Source organism: Salinimonas lutimaris, assembly GCF_005222225.1.
GTDB lineage: Bacteria > Pseudomonadota > Gammaproteobacteria > Enterobacterales > Alteromonadaceae > Alteromonas > Alteromonas lutimaris.
Map to the genome: position 1 here is coordinate 1,473,321 of NZ_CP036536.1, position 19,593 is coordinate 1,492,913.

Below are 19,593 nucleotides of genomic sequence, written 5' to 3' on the forward strand. Positions count from 1 at the left end.
TAAACCCGGGTGACCTGATGGCCCGGCTATGATTAGGCGTTGCTGTCGGTATTTAAATCAGACAGGGCTTCTTCGCCTTGCTCGGCCAGCAAAATTTTCACTTTTTGCTCGGCGTTTTCCAGCGCTTGCTGACTTTGTCTGGACAGCGCGATGCCACGCTCAAACTTTTGCAGCGCCTCGTTTAGCGGCAAATCGCCAGATTCCATCTGATTTACAATGGTTTCCAGTTCAGACAGGCTTTCTTCAAATGAAGGGGCGGTTTTTGCGTCACTCACAGTCGCATATCCACAGTTATTACAGATAGGCGCACATTAACCGACAGCACTGGGCCGGTCAAATGGTTTGTCCAGTAATGACGCGGTAAGGCCGACTTTACGCTAAAGTTTATACAAAGATACCGTGGTTATGAAATTCTACACCTGCTTTTGCACATTTTAGGTTTAGAATTCATTGCGTTGGCCGATAGTGATATTAACACTATGCTGGCGGGACCTGTTTTATTGCATACACACTGGCGTGGTTCGTATGAGGTCCTGTAGCAGTAACCGAAATTGTATAGTGAGGATCTAGGAGTGGATTTAGCAACCGTCATAGGCATGTTGGGAGGCATTGGCTTTATTGTCATGGCCATGGTCCTGGGTGGCGACCTGAGCATGTTTGTCGATGTACCCTCAGTACTGATCGTATTTTGTGGCTCTATCTTTGTTGTGATGTCCCAGTTCACTCTGGGGCAGTTCTTTACCGTAGGGAAAGTCGCCGGCAAGGCCTTTATGTTCAAAATCGACAGCCCGGACGAGCTGATCGAAAAAATTGTTGAAATGGCTGATGCTGCCCGTAAAGGCGGCTTTCTGGCTTTGGAAGAAGCCGAAATTTCGAACCCGTTTATGCAAAAAGGGGTCGACATGCTGGTTGATGGCCATGATATTGAAGTGGTACGCGACACCCTGGCCAAGGATATTACGATGACCACCGAGCGCCACGAGTTCGGGGTGACCATATTCAAAGGGCTGGGCGATGTGGCACCGGCCATGGGAATGATTGGTACCCTGATTGGCCTGGTGGCGATGCTGTCTAACATGGATGACCCGAAAGCCATCGGGCCGGCCATGGCGGTAGCCTTGTTAACCACTCTGTATGGTGCGTTTCTGGCTAACGTAATCTGTCTGCCAATAGCCTCAAAACTGGCTAACCGGGTAGAAGAGGAAAAACTGAACCAGAAGCTGGTGCTTGATGGCATTGTAGGTATTGCTGATGGCCAGAACCCACGGGTCATTGAAGGTATTTTGAAAAACTACCTGGCCGCCAACAAACGTGGCAGCACCGAAGAGGAATAAGGCATGGCGCAGCAAGAAGAATGTCCGAAATGCCCTCCTGAAGGGCTTCCTGCCTGGATGGGAACCTTTGCCGACTTGATGTCGCTGTTGATGTGCTTCTTTGTGTTGCTACTGGCATTTTCTGAAATGGATGTGCTGAAATTTAAACAGATTGCCGGCTCCATGAAATATGCGTTCGGGGTACAAAATAAAATTGAGGTTAAAGATATACCCAAAGGCACCTCGGTCATAGCGATGGAATTTCGCCCGGGTAAACCGGACCCCACACCTATCGAAACGATTCAGCAGCAGACTATTGAAATGACCCAGCAGATGCTGGAGTTTCAGGCTGGTGATGAAGACTCTGCCGGCGGCCGCCAGAAACAGCGGGGCGAGCAGCGAGGCGGACAGGCCCAGCAAACCGCCAGTGATTCTGCCGCTTCTGCTGAGGCCAGTGCAGATAAAGAGCAGGTCAGCGAAATGATGAAAAAAGTCGCTGAGCAACTGCAAAAAGAAATTGTTGATGGTTCGCTGGAAATGGAAAGTCTGGGCCAGCAACTGACAATCCGTATTCGGGAAAACGGGTCTTTTGCCGCGGGTTCCGCTTTTTTGCAACCGCAATTTAAACCGGTACTGAAAAAGGTCGGAGCTATTTTGGCTGACATGCCCGGTGAAATTGAGATTTCTGGTCACAGCGATGGACAGCATATTGCTAATGAGCTTTACCGGTCTAACTGGGACTTATCTGCACAGCGGGCGGTGGCGGTGGCAGAGGAATTGCGCCGGGCGCCAGGGTTTGATGAAAATCGGATGAAAGTCGTGGGCAAAGCCAATACGCACCCACTGGTCGAAAAACCCCAGACCACTGCAGAGCGCGCCCGAAACCGCCGGGTAGAGATCACGATTAATCAGGGTAAGGCGCTGGAGTCAAAACCCATTTCGGTATTAAACAACTAGGCCCGCAATTGCGGGCCTTTGTTTTAATCAGCGCACCGTTGGAGGCGGCTTATCACGCCATCTTACCCGCGGGACAGGGGTTGTCGGCAGTGAGGTTTGGTCATGACCAGCTGTACCGTGCTGATGGTGCGCTCTAAAAAGCCTCCTTCACAGTATTTAAGATAGTATGTCCACATTCTGACAAACTTATCGTCATAGCCATCGGTCAGTAAGGCTTCTTTGGCACTCATAAATGCCTGATACCAGTCGTCCAGCGTGCGGGCATAATCCAGGCCGATATCCTCCACATCGCGGATGGACAAATCACAGTGTTTTCTGAGCGCCTCATTTATCACTAGCTGTGAGGGCAGAAAGCCTCCCGGGAAGATGTATTTCTGGATGAAGTCCACGCTGTTTGCATAACTTTCAAACCGCCGATCGTCAATAGTGATGGACTGCAGTACCATCAGCCCTTCTGGTTTCAGCAGGCTGCTGCATTTGGCAAAAAAGTTGCCCAGATACCGTTTGCCGACTGCCTCAATCATCTCAATGGAGACCAGTTTGTCGTACTGGCCTTCCAGCAGTCGGTAGTCTTTTTTCAACAGGGTGATTTGATTGCTCAGCCCCTCCCGGTCTATCCACTGACGGGCGTAGTCATGCTGCTCTTCAGAAATGGTGGTGGTGGTGACCCGGCAACCATAATGCTTAGCGGCAAAAACCGCCAGACCACCCCAGCCGGTACCAATTTCCACCAGGTGGTCGTCTGGTTGTAACTGCAGCTTGTTACAGATGGTCCGTAACTTGTGCTCCTGGGCCTGGGCCAGAGTGCTGTTAATATCCGGATAGATAGCAGAAGAATACATCATGCTCTGGTCTAAAAAGCGAGTATATAACCGGTTGCCCAAATCATAGTGAGCTTCAATGTTCTTCTTGGCCTGGTCGGTAGTATTACGGCGAAAGAAATGCTGCACTTTATGCAGGGGCATGGTAACCCACTTGAATTTATCTTCCCATTTATCCAGAAAAGGCAGATTGCGGGCAAAGATGCGGATCACCGATGTCAGATCAGGGCTGCGCCATAAATCGTCCATGTAAGTTTCACCGGCCGCGATACTCCCGCCAAGCAGCAGTCTGCGGTATGCCTGAATGTGCTGAATATCAATTACCGCTTTTAACGGGTCCTGCTTATCGCCAAAAGCCGCAATCGTTTCGCCTCGCTCCCGGATTTCCATATAGCCTTCCGGCAAAATACGCATGACGTTCAAAAACATCGTCCGGCAACTGCGGTCAATGGCTGAACCAGTGGGTGCTAAACTAACAACTGTTTCACCGTGTGACATGGTTAACTTCCTACTTACTATCGGGATGGGTATACACGGGTGTGCGCTTTAGCCAGAGCTTCAGTGCCTCCCAGTAAATACCCGCTACAGTTTTCACTGTCATACCTGGGATCCTCAGCAGCGCGCCTCGTAAGGATTTGCTGGTAAGGGGAACCCGTTCTAATTGTAATGCTGCGGTAAAATCGCGCTTTGACTGTAAACAGTCCATGGCCATGGCAAACCGTTTGCCAGGCTGGCCAATCCGCCACTGGTAAGTCATCTCGATGGGGTTGAAGGGCGACACATGAAACTGTTTTTCGGTGTCTTCCTGAGTGCGTAAATCAACCACATAGTAGTGACGTTCATTCCAGGGCGTGTTTGAGACCTCGGCCAGCATATGACTAAAACGTGTCTGGCCGTATGGCCGGACAAAATAAAAATTAACCGGACTGAAATACAGGCCAAATGTACGTGGCTGACCAAGAAAAAACACATCGCCCTCCACCTTCAGGCCGCTCTCTGATTCAATCTTGGCTAATACTGCCTGTTGCACGCTTACCGACTCGTCGCCAACATAATCACTTCTACGAAATTCAACAAGTGCCCGGTGCATGGATGAAAAATGTTTAACATCATGGCTTAAGGTTTCCAGCTCCGCTGTATTTAACCATAACAGGTAAATCTGATAGGTAAAGCGGTGCCGGGTGGGCATAAAGCGTTCGTGATACACTGTGCCATGGTAAATACCGCTTTCGGTCACAGGGTGGCTCCAAAGCGTCTGGCTACGTCCAGCGCGCTGTTAACCCCGTCTTCGTGAAAGCCGTTGTACCAGTACGCGCCACAAAAATGCAGATTGTCGCGACCACAGATCTCATCGCGTCGCTGCTGGGCACTGACCATATTATGACTATACTGAGGATGCGCGTAGGTGTACTGGCCAATAATCTTCTGCGGATCTATCTGGGCAGTATTGTTCAGGGTGACACAAAAGGTGGCCTGACTGTCGAGGCGCTGCAAAATATTCATATCATACGTGACGGTAGCCGGCCGGCTGGCTTCCTCAACGCTTTCGGTCAGCCGGTAATTCCAGCTTGCCCAGGCCAGGCGACGCTCCGGCAGTTGTCGGATATCGGTGTGCAGTACTACGTCATTATCGGCATAGGGAATACTGCCCAGAATATCCTGGTGAGCCTGCTCAGGCTCACTGAGCATAGCCAGCGCCTGATCGCTGTGACAGGCAAAAATAACGTGATCGAATTCCTCGGTGTCAGCGGCGCAGGTAACCGCCCATTTGGTGGGGTTCTGGCTGCTGCGCTGAACCGTATGCACCGGACAATTCAACCGGATGTGTTGTTCAAATCCCTGAGTTAAGGGTTTGATATAAGAAGACGAGCCGCCAATCAGGGTATACCACTGTGGCCGGTGGTTAACATTTAACAGACCGTGGTTATTAAAAAACTGCAAAAAGAAGGTCAGCGGAAACTGCCGTGTCTGTTCCAGACTTGCTGACCAGATGGCTGCGCACATCGGTAGAATATAGAAGTTGGCAAAATCGTCACTCAGGCCAAGCTCTTGTATGTAGCCAAAAAGCGTCTTGCCCTCCACATTGGTGTTTGCATCAATCAAGGCTTTGCATTGCTTATTAAAGGCCAGGATATCTTTAACAATGCGCCAGAATCTGGGGCGCAGAATATTGCGGCGCTGGGCAAACAGCGTATTCAGGTTGTTGCCGTTATATTCAATGTCAGACTGACTGGCATGCACCGAAAAACTCATTTCGGTCGGTTGTTTGCTCACCCCGAGCTTGTCCATCAGCTTGATAAAGTTTGGATAGGTCCAGTCATTAAACACAATAAAGCCGGTATCAATATTCAGTGTTTCGCCTCGCAGCGATACCGGTTTGGTAGCAGTATGACCACCAATATAATCGTTGGCTTCATACACGGTAATATCGTGTTCGGTGTGTAACAGGTGGCCACAGGTCAGCCCGGATATCCCTGTTCCGATAATGGCAACTTTAGGTTTTGTCATTATTATTCTCTATTGCTTGTTGCGCATGGCGAGTGACAGCTTGCGCTGTAATGCCGTGGGTAGAATATGTAAAAACCGCATAATCCAGCCAAAGCGAGTGGGGAAAAATATACTCTGGCGATCTTTCTCAATGCCTTTGAGCATATCACTGGCTGCCCGCTCTACACTGATAAGCATAGGCATATCAAAGTCATTTTGCTCGGTGAGCGGAGTTTCTACAAAGCCGGGCGACACGGCCTGCACCTTTATACCTTTATCAAAAAGGTCAACTTCCAGCGACTTAGTGAAATAATGCAGCGCCGCTTTACTTGAGCCGTAGGCCTGTGTGCGGGTGAAAGGGAACAGCCGGGCCATGCTATCAACAATCACCAGCTTGTTATCTTTTCTCAGAGCAGGTAGTAACCCGTTAACACAATTCACCACACCAAAAAAATTAGCTTCAAACACCCGTCTGAACATATCGGTCTGAAAATCGTCGATATCGACGTATTCACACGTACCGGCATTGAGTACCACAACATCGGCACTGACCCCGGACAGTGCCCGGGCACAATCATCGGCGGATGTGATATCAAACTGCAGGGTAGAGATATTTTCTATGGCGCTAAGTTGCGCCAGTTTCTCCTCGTTACGACCACAGGCAATAACCTGGTATCCGGCAGCGGCAGCCTGATGCGCCAGTTCTTCACCTATGCCAGAGGTTGCGCCGGTGATCAGCATGGTTTTCATGACGCCAGTTTCCTTTTAATTGCTTTAACACACCATCCCAGTACCGGAACATGTTCGTACACCATTTCACCTAAATCATAAAAATCACGGTGATAATAAAAGCCGTCTTCATTTTGTTTTAGCTGTGTTGTACCAGTTAAAAATACACATTTATGTGGCTTATTTAACACCAGCTTCATCTCCCAGTTGAGTACATGTGAAATCCCGGCCGGGTTATCAGCGCAATGCACAACATCAAAAATAGTAAATTCGCATGAGGTAGCGACGTCTTTCAAATTCGCAAAGTATTGCTGAACCTCGCCCAGACCATGATGCGTGGTAATAGGGTCGATGAATTCTACATTGTTAGTATAGATACGCTGCAAATCTGAAGATGAAATTTTTGTAAGGTCTCGATATATGGAACAAAATTCTTCAATCAGTGGCATGGCAGTCAGAATGTAAAATGTTTAAATCGATTACCCATATTTTCACACCGGGGATCAGTTTGGGAATATTTTTCCCAATCATTACAACATCAGGGCGGGACGATCCAATTCATATCAAGCGGCGTACACTTACGCATTCTTCCATAAATTATTATTACCTATGTCTGTTAATCGGCTGCCTTTATTTCCGCTCACCGCGCATCTTTTACCCGAAGGCAGAATGGCTTTACGTATATTTGAGCCCCGATATATAAGGATGGTAAAGGAAGTGTGCGCTAACAATTCTGAGTTTGCCGTGTGTATGCTGAACGCGCAGGGAGAGAAAAAAAACAATACGCATATCTGTCAATATGCCACTACCGCAAGGGTAATTGATTTTGAATTATTACAAGATGGACTGCTTGGCATAAAGGTTGCTGGAATCTCTGGTGTAACGGTCGGAAACATTGAAACGGACAGCGACGGACTTCGGTTTGGTGATTGTCAGGACTTGGCCCAGTGCCATTGCGATGTTTCTGTTCCACAAATTTCACCTATGGTGGAAAGGTTGCAAGAGCTGTTTGAGCGTTATCCTGAGGTCAGTGACCTCTACGACCATCCCAGGTTTGAAAATGCCCATTGGGTATTAAACAGATGGTTGGAGTTGTTACCGGTAGATGCCGGGGAAAAACAACAATTCCTTGCTCAACATGATTGCTCTGCATTGCTGGCATACCTGAAAACATTGATACATTGATATGTGTAAATACTTCACATAGATAAAAATAATTCAGGTTAGGTTAATAAAATGAGATGGTACTGTGCCAACTCATCATTATAAATCTGTAATCCAGTTAGGCAGGAAGCTTCAACTTTTCGGCTGTAGTTTATTATCACCATACAGGAAATGCGGACGAAGCTTATGTTAGTTGGAATTCCATTAGAACAAAGCAACAGTGTTGTTAAACCTAAAGATTGCGCGACTGAAATGTCTGAATACATTGTGACTATTGCAGAAGCCCGTTGTAAACGCTCCTTTGCCAGAGTCTTTAGCTATTTTGCACCACGGCTTCGCTCCTATGCATTAAAGCAAATGGGAAATGAAGCATTGGCAATGGAACTGGTTCAGGACACCATGTCTAATGTCTGGCAAAAAGCCCACCTGTTCAATGCCGAAAAAGGCAGCCCTTCTACCTGGATCTTTACTATTGCACGTAACATACGCTTTGATATGCTGCGCAAACTTCAAAATCGCAAAGAAGATGTATGCTCTGATGATCTTTGGCCAGTGCTGTGTGAACAGACTGCAGATGCCAACGAAACATCGCTGGATGAGCAGATTACGCTTGAGCAAATTGGTTTTATGTTCGAATCACTTCCGGTAAAGCAAAAAGCAGTGATTGAAGCAATTTATATCGACGGCAAATCACAACAGGAAGTGGCGGATGAGTTAAGCATTCCGCTGGGTACTGTAAAATCAAGAACTCGTCTGGCTCTACAACGACTAAAGGTTATGCTGCAAGATAATGATTAAATTTCATCCGCGTCCTGAGCAATTATCGGAATTTGCTCAGGGCGGGTTGTCACCTGTTGAATCAATTATGATATCTGCACATTGTGATATGTGCACCCGTTGTCAAACTATCGTAAAGCAAGAAGCTGCCATGCAGGCGGAGCAATTGCTTTATGCTGATGCATCGATGGAAGAACAGCCTGCCGAGCTCAGGCAGCAATTTGACACTATGCTCAGCCAGATCACTTCTTTAGACAGACCGCTACGGCCGGCCCCATCTGCACGTACCTCAGTATCTTCAGCGCTACCCGCCTACATTGAACTTGAAGGGCGGCAGTTTGTTGTGCCCAAAACCTTACGTAAGTTTGTGTCCGGTATGGGAAACTGGAGCAGTCTGGTGGGACATTTGTGGCAGGCGCCGATTGAACTGAATACGGGGGGAGCGGCAAACTTTATTTTTATGGGGCAGGGCGGAACGGTGCCTGAACACACCCATAAAGGCTCAGAGTACACCCTGGTGCTTGATGGCCATTTCAGTGACGGTATTAATCATTATCAGGCTGGGGATCTTATTTATATGGATGATAACAAAACCCATACTCCCCGTTCAGATGATATTAATGGTTGTCTGGTATTCAGTATTCTTGACCAGCCTCTACATTTCACATCAGGTCTGGCTCGCTTACTTAACCCGTTCAGTCAGCTATTTTTCAGATAGGGTGTGGTCGCACACTCGCCACTCATTAAAACAACAAGTCGCGCAGGAAAGAAAAAGCCTGCTTAAACTGGCAGGCTCGCAGGCAGGCTGGTTAGCTGATGTATTCGCTATCCGGATAGTTCAGCTTTAATGTTTTCATGGCGTTGTCCCGTAGCTCAGTCAGCCCAAGCTGTTCATAACTTGATACCATAATCTCAAGCGCCGGCTGTACCTGATCAGAATCCGGGAAATTCTCAATAACATAACGTCCCCGGTTAGCAGCAGCGACATAAGCTTCCCGACGCATATAAAAACGTGCAATGGCTATTTCATAGCGAGCCAGACGATTTTTAATAAACACCATGCGCTTTCGTGAATCAGCGGCGTACTTGCTGTCCGGATACTGACGAATCAGACGACGAAAATCTTCAAATGCCTGGCGTGACTTAGCCGGGTCCCGGTCAGCCCGGTCAATATTCATCATTTCCTGAAACAGATTGGCGTCGGCTTCCATATTCACCAGACCACGCATATAAAAGGCATAGTCCACATCCGAGTGATTCGGATTCAGACGGATAAACCGGTCAATCGTGGCGATGGTTTCATCGGTTTTGCCTGACTTGTAATAGCTGTAAATCAGATCCAGCTGTACCTGGTGGGACAGGGGGCCAAATGGATAGCGGGAATCCAGCGCACTCAGAGTATTGGCCGCAGCAGTGAAGTTACCCGACTCCATGCTTTCTTTAGCTCGCTCGTACAGTTGCTGTGCGCCCATGTTGGCCAGCGCTGCTTTTTCCTCTGCATCATCAGAAGAACTACATCCTGCTACAGATACCATGGCTCCGACGACTAATGGCGCCATAAATCGTAATGACTTCATATACTCTACTGTTCCCCAAACTTGTCTTTGGTGTATTGCTTGTTCGCATTTTATCGAGGCATTCTAACGCACTCATTTGTCATTAGACCATAGAAATCCTGTAAAGATTACCTGAACATTGGCCAAAGCTTGTTATAATGCGCGTTATCATTCAAACCAATTAGTACAGTATGACTCAGTCACAACATATCGTGAATTTAGAGGCGGTAACCGAGCCGCAGCACTTTGGTCAGAGATTAGATCAGGTTTTAGCTGATTTGTTCCCTGAATATTCGCGTTCCAAGCTAAAAAGCTGGATTTTAGACGGTCATGTTACTATCAACGGGGAAGTAAATACTACTCCCAAGCATAAGATTGCGCTGGAAGACACAGTGCAGGTGACGGCTGAGTTGGAAGTACAGACCGAAAGCAAACCGCAGGACATTGAACTGGATATCGTTTATGAAGACGATGAAATCCTGATTATTAACAAGCCCCGGGATATGGTCGTTCATCCTGGGGCAGGTAACAGTGATGGCACCTTGCTGAATGCGCTGCTGGCCCATGTGCCGGATATCGACAAAGTTCCCCGTGCCGGTATCGTGCACCGGCTGGACAAAGACACCACCGGACTGATGGTGGTAGCTAAAACCGTGCCCGCCCAGACCCACCTGGTCAATCAGCTACAGGACCGGGTAATGAGCCGTGAATATGAAGCGGTAGCGATTGGCACCATGGTCGGTGGCGGTGAGGTTGATGCACCCATTGGCCGCCATGCCACCAAACGCACCCTGATGGCGGTGCGTGAAACCGGCAAGCCGGCGGTAACTCACTTTCGGGTCATTGAGAAATTCCGTCACCACACGCATATCCGGCTGAAACTGGAAACGGGTCGTACGCATCAGATTCGGGTACACATGGCGCATATTAAATACCCGCTGGTAGGCGATCCACAATATGGCGGTCGTCCGCGTTTACCTAAAGGGGCATCAGAGTCGTTTGTTAATGTGTTACGCGGATTTGATCGTCAGGCCCTGCATGCTGCCCAGCTGTCATTGTTTCACCCGGTAAGCGATGAGTGGATCACATTCAAGGCACCGTTACCGCAGGATATGGTCACGCTTCTGGCAGAAATCCGCGCAGATACTAAAGAACACGGTATTGATGAGTAGCCTTGATGAATAGGCTGCCCCTTATCAGGCCCGACTGGCCGGCCCCGGGCAATATCACCGCGTACAGCACCACCCGTGAAGGTGGTGTGAGTGGCGGTCGGTATTCAGGCCTGAATGTGGGCGCGCATGTTGATGATGATCCTGACCATGTGACGGCTAATCGCAACCGGCTTCCTGGTGCACAGCAAATCACCTGGCTTAATCAGGTGCATGGGCATACCGTTGTAACCCTTCCTACTCAGCAGAATACCTCGGCAGATGCGGCGATCAGCCGCGCGCCGAATTTTTGGTGCGCAGTGATGACGGCCGACTGTGTTCCGGTGCTGCTGTGCAATCGCCAGGGCACAGAAGTGGCTGCCGTGCACGCTGGCTGGCAGGGGCTGGAGCAGGACGTTATCAGCCACACCCTGTACGCTATGCAAAGTAGCCCGGCAGATGTGCTGGCATGGATTGGGCCGGCCATCAGTCAGGCCTGCTATCAGGTAGACGATGCACTTGCCCGGCGCTTTAGTGCCTATGCTGGTCATGTCGCCCCGGACCCTTCAGCGGATAACAAGTACCTGCTGGACTTACCGGGTATTGCTGCTGCACAACTGACCCACGCCGGCGTTGGCTCTATAACAAACAGTGCGCTGTGTACCTATTCAGACGCCCACCGTTTGTATTCACATCGCCGCGCCCAGCATGAGCAGGCGGTGCCTACCGGACGACTTGTCTCGGTCATCGGTCTGGCTTGAGCTGGATCAACTAAGTTCGGGATTTTTCTCCTTTTCTCTTGAATCACATTTCACCTGTACCCATAAATTAAGCAAGGTTTTTTGCACTGCGTCATGCAGGAGTTCAGGGTATGCGATTAGATAAATTTACCAGCAAGTTTCAGATAGCTATTTCCGATGCTCAGTCACTGGCACTGGGCCGTGATCATCAGTTTATTGAGCCGGTGCACCTGATGACCGCCATGCTTAATCAGCAGGGAGGGTCGGTGCGTCCGGTACTCGACCAGGCAGGTGTCAATGTTAATGCCCTGCGTTCTGCGCTAAGCGAAGCCATCGAGCGGATTCCGCGGGTGGAGGGTATTGGCGGGGATGTACAGCTGAGCAAGGAAAGCGGCGTGTTACTGAATCTGTGTGACAAAATCAGTCAGCAGCGCAAAGATGAATACATTACCTCAGAAATTTTTCTGCTGGCAGCGCTTGAGGATAAAGGCCGCCTGGGCAGCATTCTGCGCGATGTGAATATCACCAGAGATAAAGTTGAAGGCGCTATTGATAAAATGCGTGGTGGCCAGAAGGTGACCGATCCGAATGCTGAGGATGTTCGCCAGGCATTGGAAAAATACACCACTGATCTGACCGAACGGGCAGAGCAGGGTAAGCTGGATCCGGTTATCGGCCGGGATGATGAAATTCGCCGGGCGGTTCAGGTTCTGCAGCGCCGTACCAAGAATAACCCGGTACTGATTGGTGAACCTGGTGTGGGTAAAACAGCCATTGTTGAAGGTCTGGCCCAGCGCATTGTTAATGGTGAAGTGCCTGAAGGGCTGAAAGACAAGCGGGTACTGTCGCTGGATATGGGCGCGCTGGTGGCCGGGGCCAAATACCGTGGCGAATTTGAAGAGCGTTTAAAAGCCGTGCTCAACGAACTGGCGAAAGAAGAAGGCCGGGTGATTTTATTTATCGATGAGCTGCATACCATGGTAGGCGCCGGGAAAGGAGACGGCGCTATGGATGCGGGAAATATGCTCAAACCGGCTCTGGCCCGCGGTGAGCTGCACTGTGTGGGTGCTACCACACTGGATGAGTATCGCCAGTACATCGAAAAAGATGCTGCTCTGGAACGGCGCTTTCAAAAAGTGCTGGTGGAGCAGCCATCGGTGGAAGATACGATTGCTATCCTGCGCGGATTAAAAGAGCGCTACGAGCTTCATCATTCGGTGGACATTACCGACCCGGCGATTGTTGCGGCGGCCAGTTTGTCCCATCGCTATATCAGTGATCGCCAGTTACCGGATAAAGCCATTGATCTGATTGATGAGGCGGCGTCCAGTATTCGCCTGCAGATTGATTCTAAACCAGAAGACATGGACCGTCTGGAAAGACGGGTCATTCAGCTAAAGCTCGAAGAGCAGGCACTGGCAAAAGAAACCGATGATGCCAGTCATAAGCGGCTTGAAATGATTGAACTGGAGCGTGAACAGGCTGAGCAGAAATATGCTGAGCTTGAGCATATCTGGAAAGAAGAAAAAGAGGCGATGCAGGGCACACAGACAATAAAATCTGAGCTGGAGCAGGCCAAGCTGGATCTGGAAATTGCCCGCCGTGCCTCCGACTTAAACCGGATGTCTGAGTTGCAGTATGGCCGTATTCCTGAGCTGGAAATGAAGCTGGAAAAAGCCGCTGAAAACGAAACCCGGGAAACCTTACTGCTTAAAAACAAGGTCACCGATGCTGAAATTGCGGAAGTATTGTCGCGCTGGACCGGTATTCCGGTTACCAAAATGCTCGAAGGTGAAAGAGACAAACTTCTGCGCATGGAAGATGTACTGCACAAGCGGGTGGTTGGCCAGAGTGAAGCGGTAACCGCGGTATCCAACGCCATTCGTCGCTCACGCGCCGGACTGGGAGATCCTAATCGTCCAATCGGTTCATTCTTGTTTCTGGGGCCAACCGGTGTGGGTAAAACCGAACTGTGTAAAACTCTGGCCGGTTTTATGTTTGATACCGAAGACGCCATGGTTCGCATCGATATGTCCGAATTTATGGAAAAGCACTCGGTTGCCCGTCTTGTAGGGGCTCCACCGGGCTATGTGGGTTATGAGGAAGGCGGTTATCTGACTGAGGCAGTACGGCGTAAACCCTATTCTGTGATTTTGCTGGATGAGGTGGAAAAAGCGCACCCGGATGTATTCAATATTCTCTTACAGGTATTGGATGATGGCCGTCTGACCGACGGGCAGGGGCGTACGGTAGACTTCAAAAACACCGTCGTGATTATGACCTCAAATCTGGGCTCGGATATCATTCAGGACAAAGCAGCTGAAAGTCAGTATGCAGAAATGAAATCGCTGGTAATGGGAGTCGTCGGGCAACATTTCCGGCCTGAGTTTATCAACCGGGTAGATGATCTGGTGGTGTTTCATCCGTTGGGTAAAGAGCAGATCAAGTCGATTGCCAAGATTCAGCTGGCCTCACTCAGGGCACGCCTGGCTGACAAAGGCTATAAGCTGGAATTATCCGGCCGTGCCATGGATAAACTGGCAGAGGCAGGGTTTGATCCGGTGTTTGGGGCCCGGCCGCTTAAGCGCGCCATTCAGACCCAGATTGAAAACCCGCTGGCCCACGCGCTGTTATCAGGCAGCCTGTTACCGGAGTCTACCATCCGGATTGACGAGGAAAGTGACCAGATTGTCATCCTTAAGCAGGATGGTGCGCTATAGCAATGTGACAGTTGTTTTATTCAGCGTAAAAAAAGAGGCCTTATGGCCTCTTTTTTATAGTTTGTCTAACAGTGCCTGCGCATCCTCTTTTTCCCTGAAGGTGCGCTCCAGTGTATTGTGTTCAATCAACATTTGTCTGGCTTCATCATGTCGGCCCAGTTTGTATAACGCAAATGCGATATGGTAATGCACAGAAGGGTCTGACGAGTCGATAGTGTAAGCCTGACGAAGTACGCCCAGTCCGGTCAGGTAATCCTCCTGCAGCGCAATAATCCAGCCTTTGGTATCCAGCAGTGCCGCGGATTTGGGCATCAGTGTCAGGGCCTGTTCGGCCATTTTAAGCGCTTTTGTGTTATCGGTACCGGCATAAATGTTGGCCAGGTTATTTAACACAAACGCCCGGTTTGTCAGTTTTTCAGCTTTTAACAGCTCCTGATATAACGGCTCAGCCTGTTCAAAGCTGCCGGCAGTGTAATACAGGTCAGCCAGCAGGTGCTTTTTGAATACTGGTGCACTGTCTGTCTGGTTCTGTGCAGTCAGGTAGCTTATCAGTGTATCCCGCTTAACCCCGCGTTTAGCCAGCTCGAAGGCATTCACCAAAGGAAGGGTGTAACTGCTGTCCATATGCAGTGCATTCAGATAATGGTCAAAAGCAGCCTCAGGTTGTCCGGTCGCTCTGGCATAATCGCCTTTTATGCGCAGCAAGTCCGGAGATAAACCAAACTGACCGTTCACTTTGGCAATAACAGCGCTGGCCTGCTCAAACTGTGTGTGGCTAATTAAAAAAGAAGCATATTCCAGATAACCAATCTGTTCATCCGCAGCTTGCCCGATAGCCGTACGGTAAGAACGGTCGGCACCTTCGGCATCGCCGCTGTCGGCCTGAAAACGGGCCAGAGACAGTAGCTTTTGAGGTTGCTCTGACCATAGCGCATATACCATATCCAACTCGGTTTTGGTGCCCTGGGCGTCTTTCATTTCATTAAGCACCGATGCCTTTTCCATATGATAACGGGCAGATAAGCGCTCTATACCCAGCAACGCATTTATCTCTGCTAGTGCTGCTTTATTGTCACCTTGCTCACGATACACCGATACCAGTAATTCCCGCGCCAGAATGTTGGATTTATCCAGCGTTTTGGCTGATACCAGATGCTCAATTGCGGTTTCCTGACGATCATCCGCCAGATAAATCTGTGCAGCCAGTATCTGGGCGGCCACGCTGGTTTTGTCCTGCTTAATGGCGTCATCAATGGCTTTGCGTGAGCGGGCATAGTCATTCTGAAAAAACGCGATTCGGGCGCGGGCCACCAGTCCGGCAATATTTTCAGGCTCCTTACTCAAAATACCGTCTACAATGCGGGTGGCTTCTTCCAGCTGGTTGGTTCGAATTAACAGATCTGCCACGATTGCCTGGTGACCCAGGCTATCGGGTTGTTTGGCCAGTAACTGTCGGGCCAGTGGCAACGCCGTGTCATAGTCGCGCTGGTCGCTGTGCAGTGCGACTTTAAGTCCCATAACCTCGGCTTCATCGGATGTGGCCAGCGGGCCGTTTAATATCGCGGCGGCTTCAGTGAACCGACGTTTATTTAACAGTACCTTGGTACGCAGAATATCCAGCTGGGGCTCGCCGGCATAACGCTTTTCAAGTTCAGGCATCATCTGTTCACACTTGAACGATTTTTTCAGCGCCATAAACAGCTCGCAGTTAAGCCGTGCCAGGGTAAGGTTCTCTACCACCAGGTATTCATGTTTTTCCAGCATCTTGGCAGCGTCTTTATAGCCGCCTGTTTTTAGCAGGGCATCGGCCAGCATCCCAATTTGTTCAGGTGTTGCATCCCGTTTGCCGATATAGCGGGTTAGCTCAGTACTGGCCAAATCATAGTTGTTATTCAGATAGGCCACGATCCCGGTAATCAGACTCAGCTCAATCTGCTCGTTAAGCTGCTCGTCAGTTAACAGACTCAGACGTTCAGTCAGCGCTTTAAGAATTTTATCCGCTTCCAGCTGATTTTTGGTCAGGGCAAGAATACGCGCCTTTAGCAGCTGGTTTTGCACATCTCCCGGGGTTTGCTTTTCTATATCATCAACAATGGATGAGGCTTTTTCATACTGACCGTCTTCTGCCAGCGCACCGGCGTAAGCGCGCATAACCGCCGGGTTATCAGGAGCCAGTTCCATGGCCCGGGCATAAATGGGTAAAGCTGATTCTCCCTTAGCATCGACCAGCTTGCCTTTTGCCAGTAAGGTAAAAATACCATCAGGATTGATCGCCAGTGTTTTGTCCAGCAAACGTTCAGCCTCATCAACCCGACCTAACTCGGTTAATAATGTCGTCTGCGCATTCAGTACGGCTACCGAGTCGGGAAATTCCTTGAGTGTGCGGTTATACAAGGCTACCGCTTTATCCCGCTCGTTTAATCGACTATGTGCAGTACCGGCAACCAGCGTAACAGACAGCCGGGCTTCGTCATTAAGCTCATTACGATTTAAAATGGCAAAGATCTTATTGTATTTTCCGGCAAACAGATAAGCCCGGGACAACGGTGGCATAACCAGGTTCACATCACCGCCAGCCAGTAACACCTCTTCCAGCTCGTCTATGGCTTCACCAATATAACCGTCAAGTAGCAGAATACGTCCCATCAGTAATTTAGAGGGCAAGTGATCACTGTTATCTTTCAGTACCTGTTTTAGCAGCAGGTAAGAAGACTGAATTTCGCCTTCATTAAATGCAGTCAGGGCGTCATCATATTGTTGCGCAGTATCAGCCCACACCAGTGAGCTACTCACTAACATTGTGCCCAGCAGGCACCCTTTAATTCCTTTTCTCACTGCTACCTCGTTGTGAATCGGGATGTGTCAGAATAGTTTACACAAAAAAGCCCCGTTAAAAACGAGGCTTTTTTATTTTAAACCGGATTTACTTTTGACGTCTGCGCAGGGCAATCAGGCCCACACCTAATGTCAGCAGAATGGCAGTACCTGGCGCCGGTACATCCACCGGAGGCTCTTCGTCCGCCGAGTGTGTGGTCAGGGCTAGTAGTTTGAAGGAGTCGTTGCCCTTCGAAAAGTTCCCACCGAAAGCGTTGTTATACGCACTAATCAGCCAATATTTTGCTTCTACACCAAAGTCCGCACCGTAATTTGCCGGGACTACATTAGCCTCGTTAAATTTGAATATTGCACTATTCGCAATGGAATCCCATGTATTACCAACTAAAGAGGGTAGAGAACTAAAAGCTGCAATTGAAATATCACTATCGTTACCTATCCAACCAATAGACAAGCCAGTAATGGATACCGCTTGCTCAAAGGAGAATAGTAAGCTATCAAAGCCGTTCGAATTATCGATCGCATGACTATCATCATCGATTTGTTCACAAATTCCATTAGACTTTTCTTGCTGACAACCCTGATAGGCAATCAGGCCAGAGCTATTTTTCCATGCTATTGCTTCATGTATTGTATTGACTCCGGAATACGCATTTACCTTTACAGTTTCACCTTGAGAAGTGTAAGTAAGAGTATTGCCAATGCGCTTGCCATCGTTGCTATTAGAACTGGCAAAATTCCAGGGCGTATCCCCAGCCATAGCTGTCGACATCCCTGCACCCAATATCGCAACCGCGGTGAATACTTTAATTAGTGCTTTCATTGTTATTTTCCAGAATACCCAAGCTGATTTTATCTAGTTTAGCAGAAGCTGTGCCAAAAAATATTATCATTTGTAATCAATCAGTTGTAATTTTTACAGAGTGGCTGGGAAAGGCATGTGTAAAAAATACTGACAAATTAACTTTTGCTAACCTATTGATAGTTAGGGCTGATATTAGGCTAACGTAAATAAATTAGGCAAGTATGTAAGCGCATACTTAATTATTAATAAAATGTACATTTTTTAATAGGTTAGCACATTGAGTAGACAACCCCGGGCATGTTGGCTGTTGTTACTGGCCCATACCGTTCTGGTCCAAAGCGCTGAGCTATGCTGGTTTCCGTGAATTGCCACAGATTTTCATTCACAGGGTCATACATCTATAAGTGCAGCAAAGCAGTATCTATTTTCCGAATGCCGGGTTTTATGAAATACTAGGGCTGAACCGATTTGAATTACGAGGAACTATGACACAGAGCAAACGCAAGGGGATTTACCTATTGCCGAACCTGCTAACTACAGCGGGCTTGTTTTCTGGTTTTTTTGCCGTTGTATCATCTATGAACGGTCGCTTTGAGGCGGCCGCAGTAGCGATTTTTGTTGCGATGATTTTCGACGGACTTGACGGGCGTGTTGCTCGTATGACAAATACCCAGAGCGATTTTGGCGCAGAATATGACTCAATGGCAGATATGGTGTCGTTTGGTATGGCGCCCGCGCTGGTGGCATACAACTGGGGGCTGACCGAATTAGGTAAGCTGGGCTGGTTGGCTGCATTTATCTATGTAGCGGGTGCGGCGCTGCGCCTTGCCCGGTTCAATACACAGGTAGGCATTGCTGATAAACGGTTTTTTCAGGGCTTAGCCAGCCCGGCCTCGGCGGCATTGGTATCTGGCCTGGTGTGGGTTGGAGTAGAGTATGGCGCCAATGGAGATGACTATGGCTGGTTAGTGGCACTGGTAACGTCTGCTTCCGGTCTGTTGATGGTCAGTAACTTTAAATACAATTCATTTAAAGAAGTGAACTGGCATGGCAAGGTCCCATTCTTTGCACTTCTGATCATCCTGCTGGTATTTGTTGTAGTGGCAACTGAACCGGCACTGGTCTTGTTTATCGTGTTTGCATTATATGCACTGGCTGGCCCTATCAATACTTTTCGCACTGTTGATAAAGTGACGCTTGATGACGTGGTGGGCGATCATGAAGAAGCTGACGCAGATTTTGCTTCTGAAGATACTTCGGATCAGTCAAAAGCTGATAGCGCATCAAGTGACAACACGGCAAAAGAAGAGAATAAGTCCGGTTAGTTACCATTTTTGATGAGTTTCTATCCGGATTGTTGAAAAGGTGACCGATTGGTCGCCTTTTTTTATGTTTTTTGAAAAAAGGGCTTGCACAAAAACGCTGACTCAGTAGAATGCGCCCCACTTCGAGAGAGACCGGCAAACAAGCCGCTTTCAAAAGAAGTTGAGTCATCAAAAACGAAAAGAAATTTTCAAAAACTGATTGACAAAAAAATGATG

18 protein-coding genes are annotated in these 19,593 nt (G+C 48.8%); 9 read left to right on the forward strand and 9 right to left on the reverse strand.

Features of this window, described 5'->3' with window-relative positions:
- Window positions 1-32 precede the first annotated feature (32 nt).
- Window positions 33-275, reverse strand: coding sequence for an exodeoxyribonuclease VII small subunit (gene xseB / locus EZV72_RS06245; protein ID WP_137166433.1), 243 nt, complete (start codon window positions 273-275; stop codon window positions 33-35).
- A 297-nt stretch (window positions 276-572) separates the two neighbouring features.
- Between xseB and pomA the strand changes: the two genes are divergently transcribed.
- Both pomA and EZV72_RS06255 read left to right on the forward strand, forming a co-directional pair.
- Window positions 573-1,334, forward strand: a complete 762-nt coding sequence (gene pomA, locus EZV72_RS06250) for a flagellar motor protein PomA (protein WP_137166434.1) — start codon at window positions 573-575, stop codon at window positions 1,332-1,334.
- A gap of 3 nt (window positions 1,335-1,337) precedes the next feature.
- On the forward strand, window positions 1,338-2,270 hold the full coding sequence (locus EZV72_RS06255) for a flagellar motor protein MotB (RefSeq protein WP_137166435.1): 933 nt from the start codon (window positions 1,338-1,340) through the stop codon (window positions 2,268-2,270).
- A gap of 62 nt (window positions 2,271-2,332) precedes the next feature.
- Here the strand turns inward: EZV72_RS06255 and EZV72_RS06260 are convergent, their stop codons facing one another.
- The 5 genes from EZV72_RS06260 to EZV72_RS06280 are packed head-to-tail and all read right to left on the reverse strand — an operon-like array spanning window position 2,333 to window position 6,756.
- On the reverse strand, window positions 2,333-3,589 hold the full coding sequence (locus EZV72_RS06260; RefSeq protein ID WP_137166436.1) for an SAM-dependent methyltransferase: 1,257 nt from the start codon (window positions 3,587-3,589) through the stop codon (window positions 2,333-2,335).
- A gap of 10 nt (window positions 3,590-3,599) precedes the next feature.
- Window positions 3,600-4,328 carry a DUF1365 domain-containing protein gene (locus EZV72_RS06265; protein WP_137166437.1) on the reverse strand — a complete coding sequence of 243 codons (729 nt, stop codon included), beginning with the start codon at window positions 4,326-4,328 and terminating at the stop codon, window positions 3,600-3,602.
- Window positions 4,325-5,599, reverse strand: a complete 1,275-nt coding sequence (locus EZV72_RS06270) for an NAD(P)/FAD-dependent oxidoreductase (protein ID WP_137166438.1) — start codon at window positions 5,597-5,599, stop codon at window positions 4,325-4,327. The genes EZV72_RS06265 and EZV72_RS06270 overlap by 4 nt, the downstream gene beginning before the upstream one ends.
- Before the next feature lie 9 nt (window positions 5,600-5,608).
- Window positions 5,609-6,328, reverse strand: coding sequence for an SDR family NAD(P)-dependent oxidoreductase (locus tag EZV72_RS06275; protein WP_137166439.1), 720 nt, complete (start codon window positions 6,326-6,328; stop codon window positions 5,609-5,611).
- Window positions 6,325-6,756: a DUF2358 domain-containing protein gene (locus tag EZV72_RS06280; RefSeq protein WP_137166440.1), complete on the reverse strand. Its 432-nt coding sequence runs from the start codon at window positions 6,754-6,756 to the stop codon at window positions 6,325-6,327. The genes EZV72_RS06275 and EZV72_RS06280 overlap by 4 nt, the downstream gene beginning before the upstream one ends.
- A gap of 160 nt (window positions 6,757-6,916) precedes the next feature.
- Between EZV72_RS06280 and EZV72_RS06285 the strand changes: the two genes are divergently transcribed.
- The 3 genes from EZV72_RS06285 (at window position 6,917) to EZV72_RS06295 (ending at window position 8,966) form a co-directional block, all read left to right on the forward strand.
- Entirely contained in the window at window positions 6,917-7,492 is a 576-nt protein-coding gene (locus EZV72_RS06285; RefSeq protein ID WP_137166441.1) for an LON peptidase substrate-binding domain-containing protein, read from the forward strand.
- A 165-nt stretch (window positions 7,493-7,657) separates the two neighbouring features.
- Window positions 7,658-8,269: a sigma-70 family RNA polymerase sigma factor gene (locus EZV72_RS06290; protein WP_137166442.1), complete on the forward strand. Its 612-nt coding sequence runs from the start codon at window positions 7,658-7,660 to the stop codon at window positions 8,267-8,269.
- Window positions 8,262-8,966, forward strand: coding sequence for a ChrR family anti-sigma-E factor (locus EZV72_RS06295; protein WP_137166443.1), 705 nt, complete (start codon window positions 8,262-8,264; stop codon window positions 8,964-8,966). Before EZV72_RS06290 ends, EZV72_RS06295 begins: the two co-directional genes overlap by 8 nt.
- Window positions 8,967-9,057: 91 nt before the next feature.
- Here the strand turns inward: EZV72_RS06295 and EZV72_RS06300 are convergent, their stop codons facing one another.
- On the reverse strand, window positions 9,058-9,825 hold the full coding sequence (locus tag EZV72_RS06300; RefSeq protein WP_137166444.1) for an outer membrane protein assembly factor BamD: 768 nt from the start codon (window positions 9,823-9,825) through the stop codon (window positions 9,058-9,060).
- Window positions 9,826-9,995: 170 nt separating this feature from the next.
- Between EZV72_RS06300 and rluD the strand changes: the two genes are divergently transcribed.
- From rluD to clpB, 3 genes are all read left to right on the forward strand, one after another.
- The gene (gene rluD / locus EZV72_RS06305; RefSeq protein WP_137166445.1) at window positions 9,996-10,976 is read left to right on the forward strand and encodes a 23S rRNA pseudouridine(1911/1915/1917) synthase RluD; all 981 of its coding nucleotides are present in this window, start codon (window positions 9,996-9,998) and stop codon (window positions 10,974-10,976) included.
- A gap of 5 nt (window positions 10,977-10,981) precedes the next feature.
- Entirely contained in the window at window positions 10,982-11,713 is a 732-nt protein-coding gene (gene pgeF, locus EZV72_RS06310; protein ID WP_137166446.1) for a peptidoglycan editing factor PgeF, read from the forward strand.
- Window positions 11,714-11,823: 110 nt separating this feature from the next.
- Window positions 11,824-14,412 carry an ATP-dependent chaperone ClpB gene (gene clpB / locus EZV72_RS06315; protein ID WP_137166447.1) on the forward strand — a complete coding sequence of 863 codons (2,589 nt, stop codon included), beginning with the start codon at window positions 11,824-11,826 and terminating at the stop codon, window positions 14,410-14,412.
- 54 nt (window positions 14,413-14,466) lie between these two features.
- Here the strand turns inward: clpB and EZV72_RS06320 are convergent, their stop codons facing one another.
- Complete coding sequence (locus EZV72_RS06320) at window positions 14,467-17,247, reverse strand: tetratricopeptide repeat protein (protein ID WP_137166448.1); 2,781 nt, start codon at window positions 17,245-17,247, stop codon at window positions 14,467-14,469.
- An 88-nt stretch (window positions 17,248-17,335) separates the two neighbouring features.
- Complete coding sequence (xdp1, locus tag EZV72_RS06325; RefSeq protein WP_137166449.1) at window positions 17,336-18,070, reverse strand: exosortase-dependent surface protein XDP1; 735 nt, start codon at window positions 18,068-18,070, stop codon at window positions 17,336-17,338.
- Between the two features lie 467 nt (window positions 18,071-18,537).
- Here xdp1 and pssA point away from each other — a divergent pair, with 467 nt between their 5' ends.
- Window positions 18,538-19,377: a CDP-diacylglycerol--serine O-phosphatidyltransferase gene (pssA, locus tag EZV72_RS06330; RefSeq protein ID WP_137166450.1), complete on the forward strand. Its 840-nt coding sequence runs from the start codon at window positions 18,538-18,540 to the stop codon at window positions 19,375-19,377.
- The last annotated feature ends 216 nt before the right edge of the window (window positions 19,378-19,593 follow it).

Coding starts and splice junctions, on each gene's coding strand:
- clpB (WP_137166447.1), top strand. CDS start 11,824: ATGCGATTAGATAAATTTACCAGCAAGTTTCAGATAGCTATTTCCGAT.
- pssA (WP_137166450.1), top strand. CDS start 18,538: ATGACACAGAGCAAACGCAAGGGGATTTACCTATTGCCGAACCTGCTA.
- EZV72_RS06290 (WP_137166442.1), top strand. CDS start 7,658: ATGTTAGTTGGAATTCCATTAGAACAAAGCAACAGTGTTGTTAAACCT.
- EZV72_RS06270 (WP_137166438.1), bottom strand. CDS start 5,599: ATGACAAAACCTAAAGTTGCCATTATCGGAACAGGGATATCCGGGCTG.
- EZV72_RS06255 (WP_137166435.1), top strand. CDS start 1,338: ATGGCGCAGCAAGAAGAATGTCCGAAATGCCCTCCTGAAGGGCTTCCT.
- EZV72_RS06275 (WP_137166439.1), bottom strand. CDS start 6,328: ATGAAAACCATGCTGATCACCGGCGCAACCTCTGGCATAGGTGAAGAA.
- EZV72_RS06300 (WP_137166444.1), bottom strand. CDS start 9,825: ATGAAGTCATTACGATTTATGGCGCCATTAGTCGTCGGAGCCATGGTA.
- EZV72_RS06285 (WP_137166441.1), top strand. CDS start 6,917: ATGTCTGTTAATCGGCTGCCTTTATTTCCGCTCACCGCGCATCTTTTA.
- EZV72_RS06280 (WP_137166440.1), bottom strand. CDS start 6,756: ATGCCACTGATTGAAGAATTTTGTTCCATATATCGAGACCTTACAAAA.
- EZV72_RS06260 (WP_137166436.1), bottom strand. CDS start 3,589: ATGTCACACGGTGAAACAGTTGTTAGTTTAGCACCCACTGGTTCAGCC.
- pgeF (WP_137166446.1), top strand. CDS start 10,982: ATGAATAGGCTGCCCCTTATCAGGCCCGACTGGCCGGCCCCGGGCAAT.
- rluD (WP_137166445.1), top strand. CDS start 9,996: ATGACTCAGTCACAACATATCGTGAATTTAGAGGCGGTAACCGAGCCG.
- EZV72_RS06295 (WP_137166443.1), top strand. CDS start 8,262: ATGATTAAATTTCATCCGCGTCCTGAGCAATTATCGGAATTTGCTCAG.
- xdp1 (WP_137166449.1), bottom strand. CDS start 18,070: ATGAAAGCACTAATTAAAGTATTCACCGCGGTTGCGATATTGGGTGCA.